The organism is Curtobacterium subtropicum (assembly GCF_030362975.1).
GTDB lineage: Bacteria > Actinomycetota > Actinomycetes > Actinomycetales > Microbacteriaceae > Curtobacterium > Curtobacterium subtropicum.
This window is the reverse complement of the sequence record NZ_JAUCMM010000006.1, coordinates 85,433-110,071: the sequence shown is the minus strand read 5'-3', so window position 1 is coordinate 110,071 and position 24,639 is coordinate 85,433. Positions and strand designations below refer to the sequence as shown.

Genomic DNA, 24,639 nt, shown 5'->3' with positions numbered 1-24,639 from the left:
GATGCGCCGACCCACCGACGTGCACGCGGCGCAGCCCCGGGACGACTGCCATCATCGACCCATGTCGCGTCGTCCCGCTCCGGTCCTCATCGCCTCGATCGCCCTCGCCGTCGGTCTCACGACGACCCTGGCTGCGTGCTCCGGCGAGGACACCGGCCCGGACGCCTCCCGTACCCCGTCCGGTCCCTCGTCGAGCAGCAGCGCGAGCGGCGGCACGGGTGACGACGGCACCGTCCCGACCGACGACGGCACCGCGAGCGGCACCGGCAACGGCAGTGGCGTCGACCAGCCGGAGGACGTCGACTTCGGCAAGATCGCCGCGCAGGGCACCGCCGCCGCCGGCGGCGGCACCGTCGTCTCGATCGCCGGCTCCGGCGACTCGTGGACGGTCGTCGTCGCAGGACCGGACGGCTCCCAGACGAAGTCCGTCGTGTCGGCGACCCTCGACCGCGTGACGTCCGGTCCGTTCCCCGAGCAGGTGGACGCAGCGACCCAGGCCACCACGACCGCGCGGACCGCTGCGCTGCAGACCACCGCGGCGAGCGCCGCTGCCGCAGCGATGACGGCGGTCGGAGGCGGGCAGCTCGCGTCCCTCGTCCTCGGTGGCACGTCCTCCGCGCCGACGTGGGCGGCCACGGTCACGACCGCGGACGGCGCGCGGTCCGTCTCGGTCGACGGCATCACGGGCGTCGCGACCCCCGCCTGATCCACCGCGCGTCGACCGCCGGTCCCGCGGTCACCGCACCGGTCCGGGGACGGATCGTCAGAGCTGCGAGCGGAGCGCCGCGGCCTTCTGCTCGACGACACGCTCGAGTCCGGCGGCGTACTCCTCGAGCCGTGCGGCGACGTCCGGGTCCGACGACCCGATGATCCGCGCCGCGAGGAGTCCCGCGTTCGCGGCGCCGTTGATCGCCATCGTCGCCACCGGGATGCCGGCCGGCATCTGCACGATCGAGAGCAGCGAGTCGAGTCCGTCCAGCCGCGCGAGCTGCACGGGCACGCCGATGACGGGGAGCGTCGTCAGCGAGGCGACCATGCCGGGCAGGTGCGCGGCTCCGCCGGCGCCGGCGATGACGACCCGGATGCCCCGCCCGGCCGCGGCACGGGCGTAGCGCACCATCTTGTCCGGGGTGCGGTGCGCCGAGACCACGTCGGCCTCGAACGGGACGGAGAGCTCGGTGAGGGTGTCGGCCGCAGCCCGCATGGTGGGCCAGTCGGAGTCCGACCCCATGATGATCGAGACGAGCGGGGTGGGCGCGGTGGTGTCGGTCACGACACGAGGCTAGCCGAGCCCACGAGGCGCGGGTGGTGCGCACCGCGCACGTCCGGACGGGAGGCGCAGCCCGGCTGGACCGCGCGGGTCGCCCGGGTCGACCCGCCGGCCCGGCCATCCGCCCGACGTCCGCCGCCCCGGGACCGGTACCGGGCCTCCCGTCCGTGCCCGAGCGCACCGGCACCCCGGTGTGCGCGCGTCAGTCGTCGAAGTGCGCGGCCGCCGCGCGCGCCCGGTAGACGACGTCGTCGACGTCCTCCCCGGTCACCGTCACGTGCCCGACCTTGCGTCCGGGGCGGGGCGCCTTGCCGTAGAAGTGCAGCTTCGCATCGGGGAAGGCTGCGAGCGCACTCGGGTACCGGGCGGCGAGGTCGCCGTCAGCGGGTCCGCCGAGCACGTTCACCATCACGGCGACCGCGTCGTGCGACCCGGTCGCGCCGAGCGGCAGGTCGAGCACCGCGCGGAGGTGCTGCTCGAACTGGCTCGTGGTCGCCCCGTCGATCGTCCAGTGGCCGGTGTTGTGCGGCCGCATCGCGAGCTCGTTGACGAGGATGCGCTCGTCGGCCGTCTGGAACAGCTCGACGGCGAGCACGCCGGTGACGCCGAGTTCCTCCGCGATGCGGACCGCGAGCGACTCGGCCGCGTCGGCGAGCCGTCCGGCGCTGGCGGGGGCCGGGGCGATCACCTCGGCGCAGACGCCGTCACGCTGGACCGTCTCGACGAGCGGCCAGGCGACGATCTCGCCGGAGGGGCGGCGCGCGACCGACTGGGCCAGTTCGCGGGTGAACGGCACGAGCTCCTCGACGAGCAGCGCCTGGTCGGAGCCGGACTCGGCGACCGCAGCGAACCAGTCGTCGACGTCCGAGGCGTCGGAGACCACCCGCACGCCCTTGCCGTCGTAGCCGCCACGAGCGGTCTTGACGACGGCCCGACCGCCGTGGTCGGCGAGGAAGGCACCGAGTTCCCCGGCGTCGCGCACGGCGGCCCAGTCCGGCACCGGCAGTCCGAGGTCGCTCAGCCGCTGCCGCATGACGATCTTGTCCTGCGCGACCGCGAGCGCGTCCGGCCCGGGGTGCACGGCGACCCCGGCCTCGACGAGGCCCCGGAGGACGTCCTGCGGCACGTGCTCGTGGTCGAAGGTGACCGCGTCGACGTCGCGGGCGAAGGCGAGGACGGTGTCGAGGTCGTGGTAATCGCCCTCGGCGGTCGCCGCGATGGCCGCCGACATGCCCGGGCCCTCGGCGAGGACGCGGATGTCGAGACCGAGCTCGACCGCAGCAGGGACCATCATCCGGGCGAGCTGTCCGCCACCGACGACTCCGACACGCAAGGCCATGCTGTGTGTTCCTTCCGCCGCTCCCACCGGTCGGTGAGAGCACGCTGTCTACAATCGAGGTCCTGCCGGTCGCCGACCGGCGTGCGCCGGGAACCGCCCGGACATCCACAACTCTACGGACCTTGGAGACGACGTGCGGCGACTCATCGCGCAGCTGGCCCGGTTCGGAGTCGTCGGGGCCGTGGGCTTCGTCGTCGACTTCAGCGTGTTCAACCTGCTGCGCGCCACCGTGCTCTCCCCCGACGAGGTGCACTCGGGGCCCTTCTGGGCGAAGGTGGTCTCGACCGTCATCGCCATCGCCGTGAACTGGTTGGGCAACCGGTACTGGACCTTCCGCCACCAGCGTCGGTCGGTCGCGGCGCGGGAGGGCGTGGAGTTCCTCGTCGTCTCGCTCGGCGGCATGGCGATCTCGCTCGGCTGCCTCGGGATCTCCCACTACGTGCTCGGGTTCACCTCGGCGTTCGCGGACAACGTGTCCGGCAACGTGATCGGGCTCCTGCTGGGCACCGCCTTCCGCTTCTGGCTCTACAAGGTGTGGGTCTACCACCCCGACCGCGTGCAGCAGGAGGCCGAGCGCACGGACGTCACCGAGGACGCCCGACTCCCGCACGAGGTCTGAACCGCCGCGGAGCCGCCCCTCACGGCGCCGTCCGTAGGATGGCCCGATGCGTTCCGGACCGACCGCCGAGCCCCACGGGGACACCGCCGAGGGCGACACCGCAGGACGGGCCGGGGCGCTCCGCCCGCGCCGACGGCTCCTCGTCCTCGCGTCGACGTTCCCAGCCCGACCGGACGACGGCGTGCCCGCGTTCGTGCTCGACCTCGCGCGGCACGAGGCCGAGGAGTTCGACACCGTCGTGCTCACGCCCCGGGTACCGGGAGCCGCGGCGGACGAGGTCGTCGACGGTGTCCGTGTCGTGCGCTACCCGTACTTCCCGCGACGCTTCGAGGACCTCGCCGACGGGGCGATCCTCGACAACCTCCGGGCCCGTCGCAGCCGCGTCCTGCAGGTCCCGGCCCTGCTCGCGGCGCAGTACCTGGCGGTCCGACGCGCGGTCCGGACGGGGGGACCGGACGTCGTGCACGCCCACTGGACCGTCCCGCAGGCGCTGGTCGCGACCCTGGCCGCACCGCGCGTGCCGATGGTCGTCACCACGCACGGCGGCGACGTCTACGCCCTGCGCGCCGCACCCCTGGTCCAGCTGAAGCGCTGGGTGCTGCGCCGGGCGGCGCACGTGACGACGGTGAACGGCGAGATGCGCGAGCGACTCACCGCGTGGGGCGTCCCCGAGTCGGGCACGAGCGTGGTGCCGATGGGTGTCGAACCCGGGCCGGCCGCAGCCGCGAGGGCGCGCACGGCTCGCGTCCCGGGACGCATCGTGGCGGTCGGGCGGCTCGTCGAGAAGAAGGGCTTCGCGGTGCTCCTGGACGCCCTCCGACGCATCGACGACGTCCCGTGGGAGGTGGTCGTCGTCGGCGACGGCCCGCTCCGCGCCGGGCTGGGACGCCGAGCAGCGGGGCTGCCGGTGACCTTCGCCGGCCAGCTCGGGAAGGACGAGGTCCTCGACGCGCTGGCGTCCGCCACGGTGGTGGCGATGCCGTCCGTCCCCGCGTCGAACGGGGACCAGGAGGGCCTCCCCGTGACGCTCCTCGAGGCGGCGGCCGTCGGGGCCGCGGTCGTCGCGAGCGACCTGCCCGGCATCCGTGACGTCGTCCACCACGACGTCTCCGGCCTGCTCGTGCCCCCCGGTGACGTGGACGCGCTGGCCGCGGCGCTGCGGCGCGCCCTCACCGACCGGGACGGGCGGGAGCGATGGCAGGCCGGAGCCGGACGGGCCGCCGAGCCGTACACGGGCGACCGCATCGGTGCGCGCTACCGCGCGGTCCTGCGGGCCGCAGCGGGGCAGCACCCCGACTGACCACCAGCACGACCGTCCGCGCACCGTCGCGCGGCAGCGCACGCACCGACCAGCAGCACGACCGTCAGCGCGGGCCCGGCGCGACCGTCAGCGCGGGCCCGGCGCGACCGTCAGCGCAGGCCCGGCGCGACCGTCAACGTGCCGTCGCGCCGGTCACCGCCCCATGCCGCGCACCGTGAACCCGGCGGCGGTCCACGCGTCGCGGTCGAGGCAGTTCCGGCCGTCGAGCACCACGGGCGCGGCCACCAGCTCGGCGACGACCCGCGGGTCCAGCTCACGGAACTCGGCCCACTCGGTCAGCACGAGCACGAGGTCGGCGTCGCGCAGCGCCTCGCCGGCCGAGTCGACGGTCGCGACCTCTGGGCGCACCCGGGCCGCGGTGTGGTTCGCCGCGGGGTCGTACGCCCGCACCGACGCACCGAGCTCGACGAGCCGCGCGGCGATGTCCAGCGCCGGGGAGTCGCGGACGTCGTCGGAGTTCGGCTTGAACGCGAGGCCGAGCACGGCCACGCGCCGTCCCTCGACGGAACCGCCGAGCAGCTCGCCGGCGAGGGTCACGACGTGTGCGCGACGCCGGAGGTTGATCGCGTCCACCTCGGCGAGGAACCCGAGGGACTGCCCCACGCCGAGTTCGTCCGCCCGCGCCTGGAACGCCCGGATGTCCTTCGGCAGGCACCCGCCACCGAACCCGAGTCCGGCGTTGAGGAACTTGCGGCCGATCCGGTCGTCGTGCCCGATGGCGTCGGCGAGCGCCGTGACGTCCGCTCCGGCGACCTCGGCGATCTCCGCCATCGCGTTGATGAACGAGATCTTGGTCGCGAGGAAGGCGTTCGCGCTGATCTTGACGAGCTCGCTGGTGGGCAGGTCGACGACGAGCCGTGGGATGCCGGCGGCGAGCGCCTGCGCGTAGACCTCGTCGAGGACGGCCACGGCACGCGCTCCGGCCTCGCCCGCCGGCACGCCGTACACGAACCGGTCGGGCGCGACGGTGTCCTGCACCGCGAAGCCCTCGCGGAGGAACTCGGGGTTCCACACGAGGGTCGCCTCGGGCTGGACCTCGCGCACGCGCTCGGCGAGCCGTGCAGCGGTCCCGACCGGGACGGTGGACTTGCCGACCACCAGGTCGCCGGGGGCGAGGTGCGGCAGGAGGTCCGTCACCGCGGCGTCGACGTGGGTCATGTCCGCCGCACCCGTCGGCCCCTGGGGTGTGCCGACGGCGAGGAAGTGCACGCGCGCACCGGCGACCCGGGCGGTGTCGGTCGTGAACTCGATGCGACCGGAGGCGAGCGCCTCGCCGAGGGTCTCGGGCAGTCCGGGCTCGAAGAACGGCGCCTGCCCCGCGGCGAGCTGTCCGATCTTCACCGGGTCGACGTCGACCGCGACGACCTCGTGTCCGAGCGTGGCCATGGAGGCGGCGTGCACGGCACCGAGGTACCCGCAGCCGATGACGGAGATGCGCACGGGACGACGCTACCCGACACCGTGGTCCGGCCCTGCCGGGACACGGCGATCATGAGGTGAACTCGGCTCCGGTCAGTACCCGCCGACGATCTCGTCCCAGTCCGGCTCCCGGTGCCGACGCCGGGCCTCGTGCGCCTCGACGAGGTCGTGCAGCACGGCCACCACGAGGTCCGCGTGCGGCACGTCCCCGAGCACCACGGGCGGCTCCTCACCCGGGAAGACGAGCACGTCGCCGGACCGCCACACCCCCTGCAGCCCACGGCGGCGCACCGTCACGTCGTACCCCCGCGAGTGCAGCAGCTCACGACGCGTGCGCGTGCCGAGGCCGTGCACCACGACGAGCCGCCGGGTGGTCACCACGTACCGCTCGGACATCCAGCGCAGCAGCGGGACGAGCCCACCGAGGACGACGAGCAGCACCGTGAGCCCGGCGACCACCGCGTTCAACCAGGCGAGCTGCGCGCGGAAGACGCCGAAGCCGAACCCGCCGGCGAGCGCGACGAGCACGACGAAGACCGCCGGCCGGACCAGCCGCCGTGCGTGCGGCCGGAGCCGCGCGACGACGCGTTCGGGCGGCGGCTCGGCGGTCATGCCGTCATGCATACCGCAGGTGGGTGAGGTCCCCCACCGCGACGCCCCTGGATCGTCCGTCCCGATCCCGGATCGTGATCCGACCGTCGTCGTCGACGCCGGTGACGTCGACCTCGTCGACGGTGCCGTCGGGCAGTTCCAGACGGACGCGGCGACCGATCGTGCCGCAGGCCGCGCGGACGCGGGACCGGACCACGTCGGCTCCGGGACCACCGGCGACCAGCGCGCCCACCGCCTCCAGGACGGCCGCGGCCCAGACCGACAGGACCGCGTCCGCGAGCGTCACGGCGTCGTCACGCGCGCCCGCGACCGCGAGCGACGTGGACGTCGGCGTGGGCAACGCGTCCGCGGGGATGGTCAGGTTGACGCCGGCACCGACGACGACGCTGCCGTCGGGTGCGACCTGGCAGAGGATGCCGCAGACCTTGCGTCCGTCGACCAGCACGTCGTTCGGCCACTTCACCAGGACACGCGGCTCCGTCGCGGGGGTGCGGTCGGTCTCGGCGTCGTCGTCCGGACGGGAGGCCCGACCCGGCTCGTCGACGTCCGGCACCAGCGTGGACACCGCGTCGCGCATCGCGGTGCCGGCCACCAGGGGCAGCCACCCGCGGTCGCGGTCGTCCAGGTCGGCACGGACGAGCAGGCTCACCGCGAGCGTCTGCCCGGCCGGCGCGCTCCAGGAGCGGTCGAGGCGTCCGCGCCCGGCCGTCTGGTCGAGCGTGACCACGACGCTGCCGTGCGGCCGTCCACCTGCCACGGCCAGCAGGTCGGCGTTCGTGGAGCCGGTCCGCCCGACGGCATCGAACACCCCGCCCGCGGTCTCGACGGCGGCACGGGCACGCGGCAGGACGGGCGGGACGGGTGTGGACATGCACGCAAATCTACGGGCAGGAACCGTGGGGGTCCTCCAACCGGCCCCGTCCCGGCCGCCGGTAGGGTGAGCGGGTGACCACAGGAGACACCCCCGACCTCTCGACCACGGCCGGTCGCCTCGCGGACCTGCGCGACCGCTACCACGAGGCCGTGACCGCCGCGGGCGAGGCCGCCATCGCGAAGCAGCACGCGAAGGGCAAGGGCACCGCCCGCGAGCGCATCGAGCAGCTCCTCGACGAGAACTCCTTCGTCGAGTTCGACGAGTTCGTGCGCCACCGCACCACGTCGTTCGGCATGGACGCCAAGCGCCCGTACGGCGACGCCGTCGTGACCGGCGTCGGGACGATCCACGGCCGCAACGTCGCGGTCTACGCGCAGGACTTCACCGTGTTCGGCGGGTCGCTCGGCGAGGTCGCCGGCGAGAAGATCGTCAAGGTGATGCAGCACGCGCTGAAGACCGGCGTGCCGATCATCGGCATCCTCGACTCCGGCGGCGCCCGCATCCAGGAGGGCGTCGTCGCCCTGGGCAAGTACGGCGAGATCTTCCGGTTGAACACGCAGGCGTCCGGGGTCATCCCGCAGATCTCGATCGTGATGGGCCCGGCGGCCGGCGGCGCGGTGTACTCCCCCGCGCTCACCGACTTCGTGATCATGGTGGACAAGACGAGCCACATGTTCGTCACCGGCCCCGACGTCATCAAGACCGTCACCGGCGAGGACGTCGGCTTCGAGGAGCTCGGCGGCGCGCAGACCCACAACGCCGTCTCCGGTGTGGCGCACTACCTGGCCGAGGACGAGTCCGACGCCCTCGACTACGCGCGGTCGCTCGTCGGGTTCCTGCCGGACAACAACCTGTCCGACCCGCCGGCGTACGACGTCGCCCCGGAGCTCGAGACGACCGACGCCGACCACGAGCTCGACGTCGTCATCCCCGACTCGACGAACCAGCCGTACGACGTCACCACGATCGTCGAGCACATCGTCGACGACGGCGAGTTCCTCGAGGTCCAGCCGCTCTTCGCGCCGAACATCATGGTCGGCTTCGGTCGCGTCGAGGGCCGCACGGTCGGCATCATCGCGAACCAGCCGCAGGCGATGGCCGGCACGCTGAACATCGACGCCGGCGAGAAGGCCGCGCGCTTCGTCCGGTTCTGCGACGCGTTCGGCATCCCCATCCTGACGCTCGTCGACGTCCCCGGCTACCTGCCCGGGACCGACCAGGAGTGGACCGGTGTGATCCGCCGCGGCGCGAAGCTGCTGTACGCCTACGCCGAGGCGACCGTGCCGCTCGTCACCGTCATCACGCGCAAGGCCTACGGCGGCGCCTACATCGTCATGGGGTCGAAGCAGCTCGGCGCGGACATCAACCTGGCGTGGCCGACCGCCGAGATCGCGGTGATGGGCGGCCAGGGTGCCGTCAACATCCTCTACCGCGCCGAGATCAAGCGTGCCGAGGAAGCGGGCGAGGACGTCGCCGCGGTCCGCACCCGGCTCGCGAACGAGTACACGTACAACGTGGCGTCGCCGTACCTCGCGGCCGAGCGCGGTGAACTCGACGGCATCATCCAGCCGCACGCGACCCGCGTCTCGGTCATCAAGGCGCTGCGGGCACTCCGGGGGAAGCGCGCGTCGCTGCCGCCGAAGAAGCACGGGAACATCCCGCTCTGATGGGCAGGCACGCAGCACACGTCCCCGCTGACGCCGCGGTCCCCGAGGGGACGGCAGCGTCCACGCCGGACGGGACCACCGGTCCGGTCGTCGCGGACGTCCGCGTCGTCGCCGGCGACCCGTCGCCCGAGGAACTCGCGGCCGTCGTGGCCGTCCTCCAGCGACAGGCCGACGAGGCCGCTGCGCTCGGTCGGGCCGAGGTCACCGGGTCACCGCGTTCGGGCTGGGACGCGTCCGCTCGGGGCCTCCGCCGGCCGATCGAGCACGGGTACGGCGCCTGGAGCCGGTCCCTGCGCTGAGCCCGGCTGGGTTGCGGGGACCCGTACGTCATCCGCAGGACCCCCGTCGTCCATCGACGGGGGTCTTGTGCGTCCGGGGGTACCGGAGGCACGATGTACCCCTGTCGCACGACGCAACCCGGCCCGGGCCGCACGGTTGCACGGTGCACTTCCCGGTCGGTCTCCCCTCGATCGGGGGACAACGTCGCTGTTGCAGCACCGGATGTGCGCAATTTGTCCCCCATAATGACGACTGACACGGCCTCTCACCGGGGGCATCATTGTTCGTGTTCGGTGTCCTTCACAGAAGAACATCGTTGGTCGGTGGCCGACTAGGGTACGACGCCTCCGACCAGCTGCGAGCCAGGGCGACATTCGGGTTGTCGCTCAGGCTCGGGTCGTGAACGGGCCGGTCCCTCGGACCGGCCCGTTCCCCGTTTCCGGGACCCCGCCCTACCCCGGGTGCAGCCTCAGACCGCCGCGCGGCGCGGGATCTCGGTCCAGAGCACCACGGAGTCGTCCTCGTCCTCGTCGTCGTCGAGACCGGCACCGAGCGCCGCGGACTCGCTCGCGGCGGTGTCGAGTCGCAGCCCGACGATCGTGACCGCAGCGTCCGACCCCTCGGCCACCGTGCGGACGATGACGTTGTCCGCGTCCCGGGCACGACGCAGGGCGTCCGCGATCTCGGCGTGCACGCGGCGGAGGTCGTCCACCTCGAGGTCGTCGAGCCCGCCGTCGTCGTGCAGCTGCACCGTGGCGCCGCGACGCCGCAGGCGCATCACCTCGTCGCGCACGTCGTCCGACAGCAGGGACCGACCGCGGATCTCGTCGCGGATGGCCTGTTCGAGGTGCAGGCACTCCGACCGCTCGTCGTCGGTCAGGTCGCCGTCCCGTTCGATGACCCGCTCGAGCATCGGCAGCGCCATCCTCGTCGTCTGGCTCAGCCGGAACTGCCGCTCGAACACGTGCGCGTCCTGCGCGGCCTGCCAGTCCGCGGTCTCCTGCTCGGCGCGCAGGAACTCCTGCGTGGTCCGTGTGGCCCGGTCCATCGCCACGGCGAACCCGGTGGCGACCGCGACCCAGGTGAGGTTGCCGACCAGGCCCAGGTCGCCGAACGCTCCGGGGCCCGCCCAGACCACGACGAAGAGGGTGACGAACACGACCCCGGCCCAGGCGAAGGCCCGACGGCCCCGCACGACGAGCACGACCATGAGCGTGCCGACGGCGGCCACCCACCAGGTGGTCGAGTCGTTCTTGTCCGTCAGGTCGACCACCGGGGCGGCGATGACCGGCATGACCAGGGCGGTGGCGAGCGAGAAGCACGCGGCCCAGACGGGCAGGGGGCGGCCGGGGAGGAAGACCGCCACGCCGCTCGCAGCCGCGTAGAGCGCCATGCACGTGAGCACCGGGCCGACCTCGGTGACCGTCGCCAACGACGCCACGCCGAGGACGAGGTGGAAGACGGAGAACAGCGCGGCGAGCCCGATGGCGATGCCGGCGGGGAGCGAGACCCTCACGCCTGCGCCCCCGGGTGCCACTCGAGCCGGATCCGGGTGCCCGCGCCGGGGTTGCTCGCGACCACGGCCGTGCCACCCACGGCCTGGACACGTTCGATGATCGACCGACGCACGCCGAGGCGCGCGGTCGGGACCGCCCCGAGGTCGAAGCCGGCGCCGTCGTCCCCGACCTCCACGTGCACCGAAGCGCCGCGCTGCTCGACACGCACCCACCGGTCGACCTCGGGTCCGCCGGCGTGCTGCACGCTGTTCACCGACGCCTGCAGTGCCGCCGAGGCCAGCGCGTCGGCCACCGTCGCGGGCACCCGCATCCCACCGACCGGTGCGTCGCGGAGGTGCACCGGGGCCGCCAGCGCGCCCACCGCGGCGGTGATCCGCCCGCGGAGCTCGTGGACCGTCACCGGCGGGGCCTCGCCGGGCAGGTCCGCTGCGGCAGCGGCCAGGTGGTCGATCGCGTTCCGCGCCATCCGGGCGGCGAGCGCCTTGGCCTCGGGGCTGTGCGCGCGCGCTGCCGAGAGCAGCGTCGTCAGCACACTGTCGTGGACGATCGCGTCGACCTGCACGCGCTCGACCTCGGTGGCGTGCTCACGGATCGCGGACGAGTAGCGGCGGACCGCGGTGGCCTGTGCGGTGTCCACGGCAGCTGCGGCGCGGCGGAGGAGCACCGCGATGACCAGTACTCCGCCGCTGAGGATCGCCGTGTACACGCCCTGCAGGAACGCGCCCTGGCCGGCACCTCCGCCGACCGGGCTCAGGCGCACGACGACGTAGACGGCCGGGACGAGCGCGGTGTACACCGTCGCCCGCCACGGCGCGAAACCCATCGCCGCCGCGGTCGACGCCACCGTGCAGAACCACCACGGCCACGGGTACCGGTCGTCGGGGATCGGCCTGCTGACGATGAGCGGCCAGGTCACGAGCACGACGAGGAAGAGCAGGGCGCACACGATCTGCGCGACCTGGGCCAGGCGCTGGACGAACGCCGACACCCCCACGAACACCAGTGCGGCGCCGAACGCGACCGCCGTCACGGGTCCCCAGACCGGGTCGAGGTACGGCAGCTGTCCGACGACCAGCGGCGCGTAGACCGCGCCGTACCCGACCGCGGCGAGCGCGATGAGGATCGCGAAGAGCCGCTCGACGGACGCCTGCGTGATGGTCGGCCGGACACCGCGCAGCGGGTCGACCCCGAACGGCGCCGGGTCGACCGCTCCCGCACCGTCCGTCGGGGCCCCCGCGACACCGGTCGCCCGTGGCTCCGCGCCCGACGGACGGGCCGGTCCGGCCGTGGTGGCCATCGGGATCAGCGACCGTCGGTGTCGGGGTCGATGCCCGAGTCGAGCCCGGGCAGGATGCCGTCCTCCACCGCACGGCGCAGCAGGTCGACCTTCGTCGGAGCCGGTCGGCCGACCTCGACGTACTTCACGCGGATGCGGTCGAGGTACTCGCGCGCGGTCGAGTACCCGATGCCGAGCTGCTGGGCCGCGAGCTTGAGCGGCAGGCCCGAGGCGTAGAGGTGCAGGATCTCGCGCTCACGACGACCGAGCTGCGCCTTCGCGAAGTCCCGGTCGGCGTCGATCGCGCTCGCCCACTCGAGGTTGTTGAGCACGTCCCCGCGGGCGACGGTCGCGACGGCCGCCATCACGGTCTTCGTCGCGGACGACTTCGGGATGACCCCGGCTGCCCCTGCTGCCAGTGCCTCGCGCACGCTCGCGACGCGGTCGGCGATCGAGTGGACGAGCACCGCGGAACCGGTGCCCTGCACACCCTTCACGTTCGCGGTGACCGTCGAGCCGTCGCCGAGCGACAGGTCGAGCACGACGACGTCGACCTCGCGTCCCCCGAGCTGCGCGACGTACTCGGGGACGCTCGCGGCGGTGAGCACCACCTCGAAGCCCTCGTTCTGGCACGCTGCCTGGATGCCGAGCCGCACGGACTCGTGGTCGTCGACGATCGCGACGCGGACGGGCCTGGTCGCCAGTCCGGTCGCTCCGCTGCTGGTGTTCGTGTCTGCTGCCACGGTGGCCTCTCGTTCCGATGCACGCCCGGCCCCTGTCGCCGGGAGCGATCACCGACCAAGGATACCCAGGTCGGACCCAGACTCGGCGTTCTGGGACACCGTGTCACACAGTGGAGGGGACCACCGCACCGGGGCGGCGCAGGCGATCGGCACCAGGCCCGGTTCAGGCGAACGGCACCAGGCGCGCGACGGCCTCGAGGTGGTGGGTGTGCGGGAACAGGTCGAACGCCCGCAGCGCCTCGAGCCGGTACCCGAGGTCCGCGAAGGTCGCGACGTCCCGCGCCAGGGCGACGGGGTCGCAGGCGACGTAGACGACCTGCGCGGGCTGCAGCGCGGCGATCTGCACGACGACCTCGCGACCGGCACCCGAGCGCGGCGGGTCGAGCACGACGGTACCGGCGCGGAAGCGCTGCAGCTCGGGCCGGGACGCGTCCGCGGCCGTCCTGGCGAGCCAGCGGTCCACCCGAGCGGTCTCGGCGCGGGCGCCGATCCACTCCGCCAGGTTCTCCTGCGCGTGCTCGGTGGCCCGGGGCGCGCTCTCGACGCTCGTGATCCGGGCCTTCGGGCCGACGACGTCGCCGAGCGCCGCGGCGAGCAGTCCGACGCCGCCGTACAGGTCGAGGTGCTGCCCCTCCGGGTCGAGCCGGTCGCGGTCGACCAGGTCCTGCACCGCCGCGGTCAGCACGGCCGGAGCCTGGCGGTGCACCTGCCAGAAGCCGTTGTCGTCGACGGTGAACGAGCGCTCCCCCACGACCTCGGTCACGACGGTGGGCTTCTGCTCGTCGATCACGAGTCGCGCACCCTCGGCACCGCTCGGTGCCAGGACGTCGACGACGCTCGAGCCCGGCATCGCTCCGCGGTCGAGCGGCGCGCTCTCCTGCACGACCCGTGTCGCGAGCGGGAGCGAGGCCACCGGCACCACCGTGTGGGAGCGCGCGGCGAACGGGCCGGCCGTGCCGTCCTCGTCGACCTGCAGCCGGACGCGCGTGCGCCAGCCGAGGCCGTTCACCTCGTCGTCGCCGGGGGCGGCCTCGACCACGACGTCGCGCCCGAGCACCTCGGTCAGGTCCGTGCGGGCGAAGCGCGAGAACGCGTCGACCAGCACGTCGTGCTTCAGCGTCCGCTGGTGCGGCAGGGCGATGTGCCCGAACTCGGCCCCGCCGGCGCGGACGGCCGGGTCGCGGTCGAGGGCGGCCTCGGGCCAGACGTGGTCGACGCGGTGCTCGCTCGGGGTCAGGACGGACACCGTGTCCGCGCGCCAGAACGACTTCTTGCGGTCCTCGGTGACCCGCGCCACGACGCGCTCACCCGGTACCGCGTCCGAGACGAAGACCACGCGCCCCTCGTGCCGTGCCACCGAGATGCCGCCGTGGGCGATCCCGGTGACGTCGAGTTCGAGCAGCGTTCCGACGGATTCACCCATGGTTCGATGTTCCCATGCGCCTGTACCTCGCGAGTACCTCCCCCGCCCGCCGTGCCCTCCTGGCGCAGACCGGCATCGAGCCGGTGCTCGTCGCACCGGGGGTGGACGAGGACGCCGCGGTCGACGCCGCCCGCGCCGAGCTCGGCCGGGAGCTCACGGGTCCGGAGCTCGTCGGGCTCCTCGCGGTCGCCAAGGCGGACGCGGTCGCCGACGCCCGGATCGCCGGGTCCGCCGTCGACGGCTTCGTGTTCGGCGGCGACTCCGCGTTCGAGGTCGACGGGGTGCTGCACGGCAAACCGCACGACCCCGAGGTCGCCAGGGACCGGTGGCGGCAGATGCTCGCCGCGGGCGGCGGCACCCTGTGGAGCGGCCACTGCGTCGTGGACCGGCGGCTGGACCGCGGGGTCGACACGGCTGCCGACGCGGCCACCGACCGGCCTGGAGGCGCGGGGCGGGCGGGCACCGTGCCTCCCGTCCGGCGGGTGGACGCGTCGGGCGGCGGGCCGCTCGGCATCGCCGGCCACCTCGGCGACGTCGCGCCCGGTGGGTCCACGCTGGTCGCCGCCGGTGACCACGTCGTCGCGGTGGACAGCGCGGTGCTGACCTTCGCCGAGGACGTGTCCGCCGACGAGATCGACGCCTACGTGGCGACGGGCGAGCCGCTCGAGGTCGCGGGTGCCTTCACGATCGACGGGCGGGCCGCCGCCTACATCACCCGCATCGACGGAGCACCGTCCGCCGTGGTCGGGCTGTCGCTGCCGGTGCTGCGGTCGATGCTGCTCCGCGGCTTCGGTGTCGCCTGGCACGATCTGTGGGCTCTGTAGACATCCACACTGCTCGGCCCTGTTTCTTTGTACGTGCCGGTCAAATCCGGCCGCCGCTGCACGAATACGCTGACGTACCATGCCCCGTATCAGCAAGGTCCTCATCGCGAACCGCGGCGAGATCGCCGTCCGCATCATCCGCGCGGCTCGCGACGCTGGCAAGGCCTCGGTCGCGGTGTACGCCGACCAGGACCGCGACGCCCTCCACGCCCGTCTCGCCGACGAGGCCTACGCGCTGAACGGCACCACGAGCGCCGACACGTACCTCGTCATCGACAAGATCATCTCGGTGGCTCGTCGCTCCGGCGCGGACGCCGTGCACCCGGGCTACGGCTTCCTCGCCGAGAACGCCGACTTCGCCCGTGCCGTCATCGACGCCGGGCTCACCTGGATCGGCCCGTCGCCGGAGTCGATCGAGCAGCTCGGCGACAAGGTCTCCGCGCGTCACGTCGCCGAGAAGGTCGGCGCGCCGCTCGCGCCGGGCACCATCGAGCCCGTCGCGGACGCCGCCGAGGTCATCGCGTTCGCGGACGAGGTCGGGCTGCCGGTCGCCATCAAGGCGGCCTTCGGCGGCGGCGGCCGTGGTCTGAAGGTCGCCCGGACGCGCGACGAGGTCGCCGCACAGTTCGAGTCGGCGACGCGCGAGGCCATCGCTGCCTTCGGTCGGGGCGAGTGCTTCGTGGAGAAGTACCTCGACAAGCCGCGCCACGTCGAGACGCAGTGCCTGGCCGACGAGCACGGCAACGTCGTCGTCGTCTCGACCCGCGACTGCTCGCTGCAGCGCCGCCACCAGAAGCTGGTGGAGGAGGCGCCCGCGCCCTACCTGACGGCGTCGCAGACCGAGCGGCTGTACGAGTCGTCGAAGGCGATCCTGCGCGAGGTCGGGTACGTCGGTGCCGGCACGTGCGAGTTCCTCATCGGCGCCGACGGCACGGTGTCGTTCCTCGAGGTGAACACCCGCCTGCAGGTCGAGCACTGCGTCTCGGAGGAGGTCACGGGCATCGACCTCGTCCGTGAGCAGTTCCGCATCGCCGAGGGCGGCACGCTCGACTACGACGACCCCGCCCCGCGCGGCCACTCGTTCGAGTTCCGCATCAACGGCGAGGACCCGGGTCGCAACTTCTTCCCGGCACCCGGCCCCGTGCACGCCTTCACCGCCCCCTCGGGCCCCGGCGTCCGCGTCGACTCCGGCGTGGTGTCGGGCGACGTCGTCTCCGGCTCGTTCGACTCGATGCTCGCGAAGCTGATCGTCACGGGCGCCACGCGCGAGGAGGCGCTCGAGCGGTCGCGTCGAGCCCTGGCGGAGTTCGAGGTCACCGGTCTGCCGACCGTGCTGCCGTTCCACCGTGCGGTCGTGTCCGACCCCGCGTTCGCGACGGACGACGAGACGCCGTTCTCCGTCTACACGCAGTGGATCGAGACGGACTTCCAGAACGACATCCCGGCGTGGAGCGGCTCCCCCGAGGAACTCCCCGCCCCGGCCGCGCGGGAGAGCGTCGTGGTCGAGGTCCAGGGCAAGCGCATCGAGGTCACCATGCCCTCGATCGTCGGCGGTGGCGCCGCCGGTGCCTCCGGTCGTCGTCCCGCCGGTCCCTCCGCTCCCCCGAAGCGCCGTTCGTCCGGCGTGAAGGGCGGGCTCGCCTCCTCGGGCTCGGTGACGTCGCCGATGCAGGCCACCGTGGTGAAGCTCGCGGTCGCCGAGGGCGACACCGTGGTGAAGGGCGACCTGCTCGTCGTCCTCGAGGCCATGAAGATGGAGCAGCCCGTCCAGGCCCCGCGCGACGGTGTCGTGACCGGCCTGAACGCCCCCGTCGGCCAGACGGTCTCGTCCGGCCACGTGCTGCTCGAGCTCGCGTAGCTCTGTTCTTCCCCTCGGAATCAGGTTCCGGACACAGCACCGCGGAGTTCCGCGGTGCTGTGTCCGTTCCAGAGTGTGCGGAGCGCTCGGGGTTCACCACGACGGCGTCCGGTCGACCCCTCGAGGCACCGGCAGCCCGGCTCGAGCCAGGATCTGCGGGGCGCGCCCTCCGGGCATGACGTCGCGCCAGGTCGCCCGCGCCACGCGCTCGACCTCGGGGAAGGACCGGACAGCATCCTCGCGGAGCTTCTCATCGACGATGACCTGGTCCGCCGACCGTCCACCGCGGAGTGCACGGTCCCGGTACTTCGCCAGGCCGTCGAACTCGACCACCACGCCCTGCTCCGGGAACCAGAAGTCGACTCGGGCGACGACGTGACCGCCGAGGCTGAACTCGTGTTGGAGGACCGGTGTGGGAAGACCGAGGTCGTGGACGACGAGATTTGTCAGGCTCTCCCCCGGTGACTCCGTGCGCGCGTCGGCGATGCCGATCAGGCGGCTCGCGCGGGCCTTGCCCCGACGGACGGGGCGACGGTCGAGCGCAGCGACCAGTGTCCGTCGTTCCACTCCCTGCCGGAGCACAGCGTCGAGTACGACGATCGCGTGACCGCGATCGCACCGCAGCGCGATGTCCACCGCGGTCTCGACGAGATCGGTCGTCCGGACACCGTCGATGTCGACGGCGCCCACTGTGCGGCCCCGAGCGGGGACCTTGTCGCTGAACCGCAGCCGTTGTGACCGGTCCCGTGTCGGATCGGTGAGCAGCACACGCTCGGGCAACGGTCCGAACCACGGCAGTCCGTGCATCACGACCGCCGACTGGTGCGAGACGATCGGGCCCGGCCGGGATCGCGCCGTCACGGCATCGATCCGAGCCCGGTGCCGTGTGGCTTCCGACGCGGCTTCGAACGCCTCTGCTGACGTGGTGATGCCGTAGCCGACGCGGACGTGTTCACCCGTCCGGAGTCGTCTGCGGCGTGCCCGTGCTGCGGCGTCGTCGGCGGGCGTACGTGTCAGTGTGAGGCGTTCCATGGTCGCATCGTGCCCAGGGCCCGCGGTCGTTCCAGCGGTCGAGCTCGCGACCGGTGGATCGATGCGCTCGGAACGTCCCTGTGCAGGACCATCTGAGCTGTCGATGTGGGCGTCGACCGAGTACCGAAGACCGCGGAACGGACACAGCACCGCGAAGAAGCGCGGTGCTGTGTCCGGAACCAGGTTCCGCGCCGCCGGCCGGAGCCGGCAGGCCGCGCGCTACGACACGCGCGGGCGCACGTCGGCGGCGAGGGCGTCGACGAGCGCCTGGGCCTGGGCAGGGGTGCTCGCCACGGTGTCGATGTAGACCTTCACCTTCGGCTCGGTGCCGCTCGGGCGGACGATGACCCGCGCACCACCCTCGAGGTCGTAGCGCAGGATGTCGGACGGCGGGAAGCCCGCGACCCCGTCCGAGTAGTCGGTCACGCCCGTGACGTCGAGGCCACCGAGCGACGAGGGCGCCGACGACCGCAGGGCCGCCATGACCTCCCCGATGCGCGACAGATCGTCCACACGGGTCGACACCTGGCCCGACGCGAACGCCCCGAACTCGGCGGCGAACGCGTCGAGCTGGTCGGCGATCGTCCGCCCCTCCGCCGCCAGGGACACGGCGAGGTCGAGCAGCGCCAGGGCCGCCGAGATGCCGTCCTTGTCACGGACCACCGCCGGGTCGACGAGGTAGCCCAGGGCCTCCTCGTACCCGAACACCAACCCGGGCACGCGCGACACCCACTTGAAGCCGGTCAGCGTGTCGCGGTACTCGAGCCCGTACCGCTCGGCCACGCGGGACAGCGCCGGCGACGACACGATCGACGCGGCGAGCGCGCCCGAGGCCTCCGGCGATCCGGCGGCGAAGGCCGCGGCCGCACGCCAGCCGAGCAGCCACCCGACCTCGTTGCCGGACAGGCGACGGAAGGACCCGGCACCGTCCGGGATCGCGAGCGCGAGCCGGTCGGCGTCGGGGTCGTTCGCGATGACCAGGTCGGCTCCGACGGCGACGCCCCGCGCGACCGACAGGTCCATCGCGCCGGGCTCCTCCGGGTTCGGGAACGACACGGTGGGGAACGCCCCGTCCGGCTCGATCTGCTCGGGGACGACGAGCGGCTCCGCGAAGCCCGCGGCGGCGAACACCGCGCGTGCGGTCTCCCACCCGACCCCGTGCATCGCCGTGTAGACGACCTTCGGCTGCGCGTCGGCCGGGAGGCGCGGGGCCGGCACCGTCGCGGCCGTCGCGTCCACGTACGCCTGCACCAGGGCGTCACCCGCCACCGTGTAGTCGGTCGCGCGCACGAGGTCGCGGACGTCGCCGGCGGCGACCGCGTCGATCGCCGCGGCGATCTCGCCGTCGACCGGCGGGACGATCTGGGAGCCGTCGTCCCCGCCGCCGAGGTAGACCTTGTAGCCGTTGTCCCGCGGCGGGTTGTGGCTGGCGGTCACCATCACACCCGCGCCGACACCGAGGTGGCGGACGGCGAACGCGAGCACCGGGGTGGGCAGCGCCGACGGCAGCAGGGTGACCTCGAGCCCGAGGCCACGCATGACCTCGGCGGAGTCGCGGGCGAAGACGTCCGAGTTGACCCGGCCGTCGTACCCGATCACGACACTGCGGTCGCGCCCGGTGTCGATCAGGAACCGTGCGAGACCGGCGGCGGCCTGCGTCACGACGACGCGGTTCATCCGCTGCGGACCGGCGCCGAGCTCGGCGCGGAGCCCCGCGGTGCCGAATGCCAACCGGCCGGAGAAGCGCTCGCGCAGCGACGCGACCGCGGCCGCGTCCACGGGGTCGCCCGTGGCGGCGGCGACGAGCGCCTCCAACTCGGTGCGGGTCTCGTCGTCCGGGTCCTGCTCCGACCAGGACCTGGCGGCGGTGAGCACGGCCTCCAGACCGTCAGCAGCGGCGCCGTCCGCCACGGGCTCGGCCCCCTCACCGAGGTCGCCGTCCGCGATCGCGCCGTCCGAGGCGCCCTCGTGCCGGGTCACAGCGCCGCCACCACGCGGGCGAGGAGGTCGGCGATGATCGGCTCGGCCTCGCGCCCGGCCTCGAGGACCTCGGCGTGCGAGAGCGGGGTCTTCTGGATGCCCGCGGCGAGGTTCGTGATGAGGGAGAAGCCGAGGACCTCCATGCCGGCCTGGCGGGCGGCGATCGCCTCGAGCGCGGTCGACATGCCGACGATGTGCCCGCCGATGGTCTTCGCCATCTGGACCTCGGCCGGGGTCTCGTAGTGCGGGCCGCGGAACTGCGTGTAGACGCCCTCGTCGAGGGTCGGGTCGATCGACTTCGCGACCGCGCGCAGACGCGCCGAGTACAGGTCGGTCAGGTCGACGAAGGTGGCACCCTCGAGCGGGCTGTCCGCCGTCAGGTTGATGTGGTCGCTGATGAGGACCGGGGTGCCCGGCTTCCAGTGCTCCTTGATGCCGCCGGCACCGTTCGTGAGCACCATGACCGACGCCCCCGTCGCCGCAGCGGTGCGGACGCTGTGCACCACGCGGCGGACGCCGTGGTTCTCGTAGTAGTGGGTCCGCGCACCGATGACGAGTGCGTGCCGACCGTCCTGCAGGCGGATCGAGCGGACCGTGCCGGAGTGGCCGGGCACCGCCGAGGCGCTGAAGCCGGGGACCTCGGCCGCGGGGATCTCGGACACCGTCTCGCCGATGATGTCGGCGGCCTTGCCCCAGCCGGAGCCCAGGGTCAGGGCGATGTCGTGCCGCTCGATGCCGGACCGATCGGCGATGACGGCGGCGGCGTCGCGGGCGACCTCGAACGGGTCGGCGGCGGGGTCGTTCAGCGGGTTCTCCGTGCTCATGCCCCAACTCTAGAGGCAGCGTCGGGAGCCGCTCAGTGCTCCCCGAGCGCCCGGTCCACCGCGGCGGTGATCTCGCCCTGGTCGAAGTGGTTCCGGATCACGATGACCTCGGCGTAGGTGTCCCCGATCGCCGCGACGAACTCCTGGCTGGTGAGGATCACGTTGGCGTCCTCGGCGACGGCGCGCACCGAGGCGACGTCCGCCGCGACGACCGACGCCGAGAGTCCGAGCGCATCGAGGGCCTTCTCGGCGTTCACCTTGAGGATGCCGCTCGACCCGATCCCCGCACCGCAGATCGTCACGATCTTCACGCCGACACCCCCATGATCGTCCGGACCTCGTCCGCCGACGTCGCTGCCGCGAGCCGAGCGGTCACGGTGTCGTCGTTGAAGGTGTTCGCGATGTCGCCGATGGACTCGAGGTGCGTGCCGACCTCGGCGACGGCGAGCCCGAGCACGACCGACACCGGGTCGTTGTGCGGGTGTCCGAACGACACCGGTTCCCGCAGCGTCACGACGGCCAACCCGTCACGCAGCACCGAGGGGCCCGGCCGGGCGTGCGCGAACGCGAGCCCGGGCGAGATGACGATGTACGGTCCGTGCTCCTCGACCAGGTCGATCATCGCGTCCGTGTAGGGCGGCGTCGCGGCGCCCGAGGTCACGAGCGCACCACCGGCGAGCCGGAGCGCGTCGCGCCACGAGGACGCGCTCGCCCCGAGCACGACGGCGTCGTCCGGCAGCGGCGGGAGGGACATCGCTACGCCTCCTGGTGTCCGGCCGTGATGGTCGCGATGATCTCCTCGCGGTCCTCGAGCGGCAGGAACGAGCCGAGCGCGGCGTTGATCTGGAACGCGGCGAGGTCGTCGAGGTCGTAGCCGAAGGTGCCGGCGAGGAGCGCGAGCTCCTTCGACAGCGAGGTGTTGCTCATCAGACGGTTGTCGGTGTTCACGGTGACGCGGAAGCCGAGCTGGTACAGCACGTCGAACGGGTGGTCGGCGAGGTCGTCGCCCCACGCGGCGATCGCACCGGTCTGCAGGTTCGACTGCGGCGCGACCTCGAGCGGGATCTCGCGGTCGCGGACCCACGACGCGACCTCGCCGAGCGACGCGAGCGTGGAGCCGTCACCGGCGTCGGACAGCGTGATGTCCTCGAAGATCCGGACACCGTGCCCGAGGCGGAGCGCACGGCCGTCGACCAGCGCCGAGCGGATCGACGCGAGCCCGTCGGCCTCGCCCGCGTGGACGGTCACCGGGAACAGCTCCGACGCCAGGTACTCGAACGCCGCGCGGTGGTTCGCCGGCGGGAAGCCGGCCTCGGCCCCTGCGATGTCGAAGCCGACCACACCGCGGTCGCGGTGCCGGACGGCGAGCTCGGCGATCTCGAGGGACCGGTCGGCGTGCCGCATCGCGGTGACGAGCTGGCCGATCCGGATCGAGCCGCCGGCGGCGTCCACGGCCTCCTCGATGCCGGCCTGCACCGCCTCGACGGTCTGGTCGAGCGACAGCCCGCCCCGCAGGTGCTGCTCCGGCGCCCAACGGATCTCGCCGTAGACGACGCCGTCGGCGACGAGGTCCTCGACGAACTCCTTCGCGACGCGGTGCAGCTGCGGTGCGGTCTGCATCACCGAGGTGGTCACGTCGAAGGTCTTCAGGTACTCGACGAGCGAACCGCTGTTCGACTGCTCGGCGAACCACGTCCCCAGTGCACCGGGGTCCGTCACCGGCAGCTCGATGCCCGCCTGGTCCGCCAGGTCGACGATCGTCGCGGGGCGCAGGCCGCCGTCGAGGTGGTCGTGCAGCGACACCTTGGGCAGGTCGTCGATGACCGCTCCGGCGTCGGGCAGGCGGTGGGTGGGGGCGTCGGCGCTCATGGTCCCAGGCTATCGGTGGTCGCCGACGCCGCGTCCGTACCTGTGCACAACAGACCGCCGGACGGACTGGAGGCTCCCCACAGCCGTGCGAGGAGCCTCCGGTCGTCGACGTGGCCGGGTCGCGGCCGTGGCGCTCAGCCCGTGATGCGCTCGCGCACGATCGGTCCGCGCTCGGGCGCGGTCGACCCGATCGCCCAGGCGCCCTCGAGTGACTCCAGCGCCCGGTCGAACCGTGCCGGCTCGTCCGTGTGGAGTGTCCAGAGCGGCTGTCCCGCGGTGACGGTGTCGCCCGGCTTGACGTGCAGCTCGATGCCGGCGCCGGCCTGCACCGGGTCCTGCGCACGGGCCCGACCGGCACCGAGACGCCACGCGGCGATCCCGAACGGCAGGGCGTCCTGCTGCACGAGCACCCCGGACTCGGCGGCGGTGACGACGTGCTGCTCCCGCGCGACCGGCAGGTCGGCCGCGGGGTCGCCGCCCTGTGCCGCGATCATCCGGCGCCAGGTGTCCATCGCCCGGCCGTCGGCCAGCGCGGCCGCGGGGTCGGCGTCCGGCAGGCCGGCGAGCCGCAGCATCTCCTCCGCCAGCGAGACGGTCAGCGCCACCACGTCGGACGGCCCGCCGCCGGCCAGCACCTCGACGGACTCGCGGACCTCGAGCGCGTTGCCGATCGTCAGCCCGAGCGGGACCTCCATGTCGGTGAGCAGCGCCGAGGTCGCGACGCCGGCATCGTTCCCGAGGTCGACCATCGTCTGCGCGAGCTCCTTCGACGCCTCGTACGTCGGCATGAAGGCACCCGAGCCGAACTTGACGTCGAGCACGAGCGCGCCCGTGCCCTCAGCGATCTTCTTCGACATGATGCTCGACGCGATGAGCGGGATGCACTCGACGGTGCCGGTGATGTCCCGGAGTGCGTAGAGCTTCTTGTCGGCCGGGGCGAGCCCGGAGCCCGCGGCGCAGATGACCGCGCCCACCTCCGACAGCACCTGCATCATGCGGTCGTTCGAGATCGACGCCTGCCACCCCGGGATCGACTCGAGCTTGTCGAGCGTGCCGCCGGTGTGGCCGAGCCCGCGCCCGGACAGCTGCGGGACCGCCACGCCGAACGACGCCACGAGCGGCGCGAGCGGCAGCGTGATCTTGTCCCCGACGCCACCCGTTGAGTGCTTGTCCACCGTGGTCTTGCCGAGCGAGCCGAACGACATCCGCTCCCCCGACGCGATCATCGCGAGGGTCAGGTCCTTGATCTCCCGGCGCTCCATGCCGTTCAGGAAGATCGCCATCGCCAGGGCCGCCATCTGCGGGTCCTCGACGTAGCCGCGCGTGTAGGCGTCGACGAGCCAGTCGATCTCGGGGGTGCTCAGCGCATCGCCGGACCGCTTGGCGCGGATGAGGTCGACGGTGTCGAAGGGCTCGACGGCCATGTGATCAGTGCTCCTGCTGGTAGGTGGCGAGGGTGCGCGGCCCGAACGCGTCGGGCAGCACCTGGTCGATCGTGCGGATGCCCGACACCGTCTCGAGGAGCATGCCCTCGGTCGAGTGCTCGAACAGCAGCTGCCGGCACCGGCCGCACGGCATGAGCGTCGCGCCGTCGCCGTCCACGCACGTGAACGCGACGAGCTTGCCGCCGCCGGTCATGTGCAGCTGCGACACGAGCGAGCACTCGGCGCACAGGGTCACCCCGTACGACGCGTTCTCGACGTTGCAGCCCGAGACGATCCGTCCGTCGTCGGTGAGCGCCGCGGCGCCCACCGGGAACGACGAGTACGGCGCGTAGGCGCGCCGCATCGCGGCGGTCGCCGCCTCGCGCAGGGCGGTCCAGTCCACGTCGACGCTCGCGTCGACGGCGCCGGTGTCCGTGTCGCTGTCGGTGTCGGTGTCGGCCTGGAGGCT

General features: G+C 73.1%; 24 protein-coding genes. 7 read left to right on the top strand and 17 right to left on the bottom strand.

Annotated elements, in window-relative coordinates; genetic code table 11:
- Positions 1-61 precede the first annotated feature (61 nt).
- A complete protein-coding gene (locus QUG98_RS10225; protein WP_289470423.1) occupies positions 62-706 on the top strand; it encodes a hypothetical protein in 645 nt (214 codons plus the stop codon).
- A gap of 57 nt (positions 707-763) precedes the next feature.
- Here the strand turns inward: QUG98_RS10225 and purE are convergent, their stop codons facing one another.
- Together purE and QUG98_RS10215 are read right to left on the bottom strand one after the other, a co-directional pair.
- Positions 764-1,273, bottom strand: coding sequence for a 5-(carboxyamino)imidazole ribonucleotide mutase (gene purE / locus QUG98_RS10220; RefSeq protein WP_289470422.1), 510 nt, complete (start codon positions 1,271-1,273; stop codon positions 764-766).
- 199 nt (positions 1,274-1,472) lie between these two features.
- Positions 1,473-2,609 carry a 5-(carboxyamino)imidazole ribonucleotide synthase gene (locus QUG98_RS10215; RefSeq protein ID WP_289470421.1) on the bottom strand — a complete coding sequence of 379 codons (1,137 nt, stop codon included), beginning with the start codon at positions 2,607-2,609 and terminating at the stop codon, positions 1,473-1,475.
- 133 nt (positions 2,610-2,742) lie between these two features.
- Here QUG98_RS10215 and QUG98_RS10210 point away from each other — a divergent pair, with 133 nt between their 5' ends.
- Both QUG98_RS10210 and QUG98_RS10205 read left to right on the top strand, forming a co-directional pair.
- Complete coding sequence (locus tag QUG98_RS10210; RefSeq protein WP_289470420.1) at positions 2,743-3,228, top strand: GtrA family protein; 486 nt, start codon at positions 2,743-2,745, stop codon at positions 3,226-3,228.
- Positions 3,229-3,274: 46 nt separating this feature from the next.
- Positions 3,275-4,528: a glycosyltransferase gene (locus QUG98_RS10205; RefSeq protein WP_289470419.1), complete on the top strand. Its 1,254-nt coding sequence runs from the start codon at positions 3,275-3,277 to the stop codon at positions 4,526-4,528.
- 153 nt (positions 4,529-4,681) lie between these two features.
- Here QUG98_RS10205 and QUG98_RS10200 read toward each other — a convergent pair whose 3' ends face one another.
- From QUG98_RS10200 to QUG98_RS10190, 3 genes are all read right to left on the bottom strand, one after another.
- Positions 4,682-5,989, bottom strand: a complete 1,308-nt coding sequence (locus tag QUG98_RS10200; RefSeq protein ID WP_289470418.1) for a UDP-glucose dehydrogenase family protein — start codon at positions 5,987-5,989, stop codon at positions 4,682-4,684.
- A gap of 72 nt (positions 5,990-6,061) precedes the next feature.
- Positions 6,062-6,580, bottom strand: coding sequence for a PH domain-containing protein (locus tag QUG98_RS10195; RefSeq protein ID WP_289470417.1), 519 nt, complete (start codon positions 6,578-6,580; stop codon positions 6,062-6,064).
- A gap of 4 nt (positions 6,581-6,584) precedes the next feature.
- Entirely contained in the window at positions 6,585-7,451 is an 867-nt protein-coding gene (locus QUG98_RS10190) for a biotin--[acetyl-CoA-carboxylase] ligase (RefSeq protein WP_289470416.1), read from the bottom strand.
- A gap of 74 nt (positions 7,452-7,525) precedes the next feature.
- Here QUG98_RS10190 and QUG98_RS10185 point away from each other — a divergent pair, with 74 nt between their 5' ends.
- A complete protein-coding gene (locus QUG98_RS10185; protein ID WP_058750667.1) occupies positions 7,526-9,121 on the top strand; it encodes an acyl-CoA carboxylase subunit beta in 1,596 nt (531 codons plus the stop codon).
- Positions 9,121-9,420, top strand: a complete 300-nt coding sequence (locus QUG98_RS10180) for an acyl-CoA carboxylase subunit epsilon (RefSeq protein WP_289470415.1) — start codon at positions 9,121-9,123, stop codon at positions 9,418-9,420. Before QUG98_RS10185 ends, QUG98_RS10180 begins: the two co-directional genes overlap by 1 nt.
- A 449-nt stretch (positions 9,421-9,869) precedes the next feature.
- Here QUG98_RS10180 and QUG98_RS10175 read toward each other — a convergent pair whose 3' ends face one another.
- The 4 genes from QUG98_RS10175 to QUG98_RS10160 all read right to left on the bottom strand — a co-directional run bounded on the left by QUG98_RS10175 (position 9,870) and on the right by QUG98_RS10160 (position 14,359).
- Positions 9,870-10,916 carry a DUF8320 family protein gene (locus QUG98_RS10175; protein ID WP_289470414.1) on the bottom strand — a complete coding sequence of 349 codons (1,047 nt, stop codon included), beginning with the start codon at positions 10,914-10,916 and terminating at the stop codon, positions 9,870-9,872.
- Complete coding sequence (locus QUG98_RS10170; protein WP_289470413.1) at positions 10,913-12,214, bottom strand: sensor histidine kinase; 1,302 nt, start codon at positions 12,212-12,214, stop codon at positions 10,913-10,915. The genes QUG98_RS10175 and QUG98_RS10170 overlap by 4 nt, the downstream gene beginning before the upstream one ends.
- Positions 12,215-12,219: 5 nt before the next feature.
- The gene (locus QUG98_RS10165) at positions 12,220-12,936 is read right to left on the bottom strand and encodes a response regulator transcription factor (protein ID WP_058728855.1); all 717 of its coding nucleotides are present in this window, start codon (positions 12,934-12,936) and stop codon (positions 12,220-12,222) included.
- Positions 12,937-13,099: 163 nt separating this feature from the next.
- Complete coding sequence (locus QUG98_RS10160) at positions 13,100-14,359, bottom strand: class I SAM-dependent RNA methyltransferase (RefSeq protein WP_289470412.1); 1,260 nt, start codon at positions 14,357-14,359, stop codon at positions 13,100-13,102.
- Positions 14,360-14,373: 14 nt separating this feature from the next.
- On the opposite strand from QUG98_RS10160, the gene QUG98_RS10155 reads away from it, so the two are divergent.
- Both QUG98_RS10155 and QUG98_RS10150 read left to right on the top strand, forming a co-directional pair.
- Positions 14,374-15,183: a Maf family protein gene (locus QUG98_RS10155; protein WP_289470411.1), complete on the top strand. Its 810-nt coding sequence runs from the start codon at positions 14,374-14,376 to the stop codon at positions 15,181-15,183.
- A gap of 79 nt (positions 15,184-15,262) precedes the next feature.
- On the top strand, positions 15,263-17,041 hold the full coding sequence (locus QUG98_RS10150; protein WP_289470410.1) for an acetyl/propionyl/methylcrotonyl-CoA carboxylase subunit alpha: 1,779 nt from the start codon (positions 15,263-15,265) through the stop codon (positions 17,039-17,041).
- A 93-nt stretch (positions 17,042-17,134) separates the two neighbouring features.
- Here the strand turns inward: QUG98_RS10150 and QUG98_RS10145 are convergent, their stop codons facing one another.
- The 8 genes from QUG98_RS10145 to QUG98_RS10110 all read right to left on the bottom strand — a co-directional run bounded on the left by QUG98_RS10145 (position 17,135) and on the right by QUG98_RS10110 (position 24,573).
- On the bottom strand, positions 17,135-17,902 hold the full coding sequence (locus tag QUG98_RS10145; RefSeq protein ID WP_289470409.1) for a hypothetical protein: 768 nt from the start codon (positions 17,900-17,902) through the stop codon (positions 17,135-17,137).
- A 390-nt stretch (positions 17,903-18,292) separates the two neighbouring features.
- Positions 18,293-19,984: a phospho-sugar mutase gene (locus QUG98_RS10140; RefSeq protein WP_434533435.1), complete on the bottom strand. Its 1,692-nt coding sequence runs from the start codon at positions 19,982-19,984 to the stop codon at positions 18,293-18,295.
- 65 nt (positions 19,985-20,049) lie between these two features.
- On the bottom strand, positions 20,050-20,877 hold the full coding sequence (locus QUG98_RS10135) for a purine-nucleoside phosphorylase (RefSeq protein WP_289470408.1): 828 nt from the start codon (positions 20,875-20,877) through the stop codon (positions 20,050-20,052).
- 32 nt (positions 20,878-20,909) lie between these two features.
- Positions 20,910-21,188, bottom strand: coding sequence for a PTS sugar transporter subunit IIB (locus QUG98_RS10130; RefSeq protein WP_289470407.1), 279 nt, complete (start codon positions 21,186-21,188; stop codon positions 20,910-20,912).
- On the bottom strand, positions 21,185-21,631 hold the full coding sequence (locus QUG98_RS10125) for a PTS sugar transporter subunit IIA (RefSeq protein ID WP_289470406.1): 447 nt from the start codon (positions 21,629-21,631) through the stop codon (positions 21,185-21,187). The genes QUG98_RS10130 and QUG98_RS10125 overlap by 4 nt, the downstream gene beginning before the upstream one ends.
- A 2-nt stretch (positions 21,632-21,633) precedes the next feature.
- On the bottom strand, positions 21,634-22,746 hold the full coding sequence (locus QUG98_RS10120) for an adenosine deaminase (protein WP_289470405.1): 1,113 nt from the start codon (positions 22,744-22,746) through the stop codon (positions 21,634-21,636).
- Between the two features lie 134 nt (positions 22,747-22,880).
- On the bottom strand, positions 22,881-24,170 hold the full coding sequence (locus QUG98_RS10115; RefSeq protein ID WP_289470404.1) for a thymidine phosphorylase: 1,290 nt from the start codon (positions 24,168-24,170) through the stop codon (positions 22,881-22,883).
- A 4-nt stretch (positions 24,171-24,174) separates the two neighbouring features.
- Positions 24,175-24,573 (bottom strand): cytidine deaminase, encoded by a 399-nt coding sequence (locus tag QUG98_RS10110; protein WP_058728885.1) that lies wholly within the window; start codon positions 24,571-24,573, stop codon positions 24,175-24,177.
- Between the last annotated feature and the right edge of the window lie 66 nt (positions 24,574-24,639).

Coding starts and splice junctions, on each gene's coding strand:
- QUG98_RS10225 (WP_289470423.1), top strand. CDS start 62: ATGTCGCGTCGTCCCGCTCCGGTCCTCATCGCCTCGATCGCCCTCGCC.
- QUG98_RS10215 (WP_289470421.1), bottom strand. CDS start 2,609: ATGGCCTTGCGTGTCGGAGTCGTCGGTGGCGGACAGCTCGCCCGGATG.
- QUG98_RS10205 (WP_289470419.1), top strand. CDS start 3,275: ATGCGTTCCGGACCGACCGCCGAGCCCCACGGGGACACCGCCGAGGGC.
- QUG98_RS10195 (WP_289470417.1), bottom strand. CDS start 6,580: ATGACCGCCGAGCCGCCGCCCGAACGCGTCGTCGCGCGGCTCCGGCCG.
- QUG98_RS10190 (WP_289470416.1), bottom strand. CDS start 7,451: ATGTCCACACCCGTCCCGCCCGTCCTGCCGCGTGCCCGTGCCGCCGTC.
- QUG98_RS10180 (WP_289470415.1), top strand. CDS start 9,121: ATGGGCAGGCACGCAGCACACGTCCCCGCTGACGCCGCGGTCCCCGAG.
- QUG98_RS10170 (WP_289470413.1), bottom strand. CDS start 12,214: ATGGCCACCACGGCCGGACCGGCCCGTCCGTCGGGCGCGGAGCCACGG.
- QUG98_RS10160 (WP_289470412.1), bottom strand. CDS start 14,359: ATGGGTGAATCCGTCGGAACGCTGCTCGAACTCGACGTCACCGGGATC.
- QUG98_RS10155 (WP_289470411.1), top strand. CDS start 14,374: ATGCGCCTGTACCTCGCGAGTACCTCCCCCGCCCGCCGTGCCCTCCTG.
- QUG98_RS10150 (WP_289470410.1), top strand. CDS start 15,263: ATGCCCCGTATCAGCAAGGTCCTCATCGCGAACCGCGGCGAGATCGCC.
- QUG98_RS10135 (WP_289470408.1), bottom strand. CDS start 20,877: ATGAGCACGGAGAACCCGCTGAACGACCCCGCCGCCGACCCGTTCGAG.
- QUG98_RS10125 (WP_289470406.1), bottom strand. CDS start 21,631: ATGTCCCTCCCGCCGCTGCCGGACGACGCCGTCGTGCTCGGGGCGAGC.
- QUG98_RS10120 (WP_289470405.1), bottom strand. CDS start 22,746: ATGAGCGCCGACGCCCCCACCCACCGCCTGCCCGACGCCGGAGCGGTC.
- QUG98_RS10115 (WP_289470404.1), bottom strand. CDS start 24,170: ATGGCCGTCGAGCCCTTCGACACCGTCGACCTCATCCGCGCCAAGCGG.